Raw genomic sequence first — 2,545 nt, forward strand, 5'->3', positions numbered from 1 at the left:
AGAGGCCATTGAATATTTAGCGCAGGTATACGGAGTGAGTTTGCCTGCGAAAGCTGGGAGGGGAGAGGCGGATTTCCTGTATGAGCTAATGGACTACGCAGCCCGCTGGTTTGTTGAGCAACTGTCAAAGTCACCCACAGCACTTTCGTATTTGAGGAGCAGGGGCATCGACGAGAAGACTATAAGAAAGTTCAGGTTGGGGTACGTTCCCGTGTCCGGAATCAAGACGTGTTTTGCGTCGTCCCAGATTAGTTTCGAGAAGGTGCGGGATGCAGGCCTGTTGACCAAGAACTTTCAGGACTGTTTATATAACAGGTTGGTGTTTCCCATATGCAGCGCCACGGGCAGGGTGATCGCGTTTGGTGGCAGATCTGTCAGTGATAAGCACTCTCCGAAATACTTAAACTCAGCGGAAAATGCGCTATTTAAAAAGCGAGAAAGTCTATATGGCCTGCACCTTGCACTAGCCGCTGCGAAGAAACTGGGCAGGATCATCGCGGTTGAGGGGTATATGGATGTGCTCATTCTCAGCCAGCTTGGGATAAGCAATGTTGTAGGGTTGCTAGGCACTGCCATGACGGAGGCGCATCTCAGGCACATGTGGGACATTGTGCCTGAGGTAGTGGTTTGGATGGATGGCGATGGTGCGGGGATGAATGCGTCTATGAAGATAGCCCATCTTGCCCTTTCTATAATAAAATCCGGCCATAGCATACGGTTTGTTACCTCTCCGCAGGGGAAAGACCCGTATGATGTCTGTGTAAATTTGGGCCCCGATACCGCCAAGGGTCTCGTTGAGCATGCAAAACTGCTTTCGGAATTCGTGTGGGACTATGAACTAGCCCGTGCGAACATTGCGTCTTCCGGCAAGGTGGTGCCAGAGCAGTGCATGGCCCTTGAGCAGAGAATTCGGGAATACACATCGGAGATTCGGGATGTGCACATAGCGAAGTACTACAAGAGTTTTTTTTACCAGCAAATCAAAGCGCTGCAGCGCGAACAATACAATGGGAGGGGTGCGCCACATGGAAGTGCGCGCGCCATAGAGCAGGGGCTCAGGTCCAGCAGACTCGGAGGCGTCTCTCTGCAGGCATGTGCCGGGGAAAATTACCAAATGCGGGTTATATACACCATTGTTGAGTGTCCAAGGCTCCTTTATGATGTAACGGTTTTTGAGCAGTTTGCCAGCCTTGACTTCGCTGACGATATGCGGCCGCTCCAACAGCACATAGTAGACATTAGAGAGGCACATGGTGGGGAGCTCTCTAAGGCAGATTTGATCGGGGAGTTGTGCTCTAGAAGGGCGGATTTTGAGCCAGCATTGCGTTCAATACAAGAAAAAATGTCGGCCATAGGGTGCGCCTTCGGAACAAAGGGTTGCTCTGATGCGGATGTGGAAAAGCGCGCTAGAAGGGAATGGGAGAAGCTGATGCTCTCAAGACAACTCAGCGAAATCCAGGAGCAGATAGTAAAACTGAGGCTAGAAGGGCGATATGATATCGCACTGAACCTTTCTGAGCACGCGAAGGAGGTGGATGATAGGCTCAGAAGCTTGTGGCGGTGCTAAAACATCTCTTTCCGGTGGGCGTACATTTGGGGCGCTTGGTGTGATGTCGATACCAAACCGCATACGCAGAATTCTCTCTTCCTTGGGCGTTAAGGTTGACAGCACTTTCGTGGTTATCTCACGCAAATCTGCCAGCACTGCTGCATTTTCCGGCTTCACAGCCCGTTTATCTTCTATACAATCGCCAAATGTGCTGCTATCGTCATCACCTATGGGGCTTTCAAGGCTTACAGGATCCTTTACGATTTTCATCACTTTGCGGATTTTCTCAACATTCATGCCGAGCCTAGTAGACAGCTCTTCCAATGTTGGCTCCCGACCGATCTCGTGCAACATCTGCCTCAATGTGCGGTTGATCTTATTTACGGTCTCAATCATGTGTACCGGTATCCTGATGGTACGGGCCTGGTCGGCTATCGCGCGTGTTATGGCTTGTCTGACCCACCAGGTGGCGTAGGTGGAGAATTTGTACCCGCGCTTGTAGTCAAACTTATCCACGGCCTTCATCAGCCCTATGTTACCCTCTTGTACGAGATCTAAGAACTGCAGGCCGCGATTGGAGATTTTTTGGCAATCGATACGACAAGCCGCAGGTTTGCCTTGATCATCTCCTGCTTTGCCTTGTTGGCGGTCCTCTCATGTTTCTGGATCTTTGCGACTAAGGCTTTAAAGTTACCCGGGCTATCTTCCCCTGATAGCAAGCGCACCTTGTTTTGTATGTCCGTCAGGGTTTTCTTCTCTTTCTCAAGCAGGTTTTTCCACTCAGGAGAAGCATTGGCTTGCTCAAAGACTGTATTGTTGTTATATGCCTCGAGGAAACTTTTACGGTCTACTCCGTAACTCTCTACAAGCGACATGAGCGCCGCTTCCTCCGCCGCTATGGCCTTGCTGAGGTTATAGATCTGCTGGGTTACAGACAAAACCGCAGGATCACTGAGCTTCATCTGAGAGACAAGCTCCCAGATATTTTCATGTAGT

The 2,545-nt window shown here is 50.4% G+C and carries 1 protein-coding gene and 1 pseudogene; one reads left to right on the forward strand and one right to left on the reverse strand.

Annotated elements, in window-relative coordinates:
- The coding region (locus GAC_RS00195) for a DNA primase (protein WP_037348948.1) at positions 1-1,567 on the forward strand (1,567 nt) is incomplete at its 5' end.
- A gap of 48 nt (positions 1,568-1,615) precedes the next feature.
- Here the strand turns inward: GAC_RS00195 and GAC_RS00200 are convergent.
- Positions 1,616-2,545, reverse strand: a pseudogene (locus GAC_RS00200) (sigma-70 family RNA polymerase sigma factor); the annotation flags it as partial.

The sequence above is a fragment of the Anaplasma marginale str. Florida genome, from assembly GCF_000215485.1.
Classification (GTDB): Bacteria; Pseudomonadota; Alphaproteobacteria; order Rickettsiales; family Anaplasmataceae; genus Anaplasma; species Anaplasma marginale.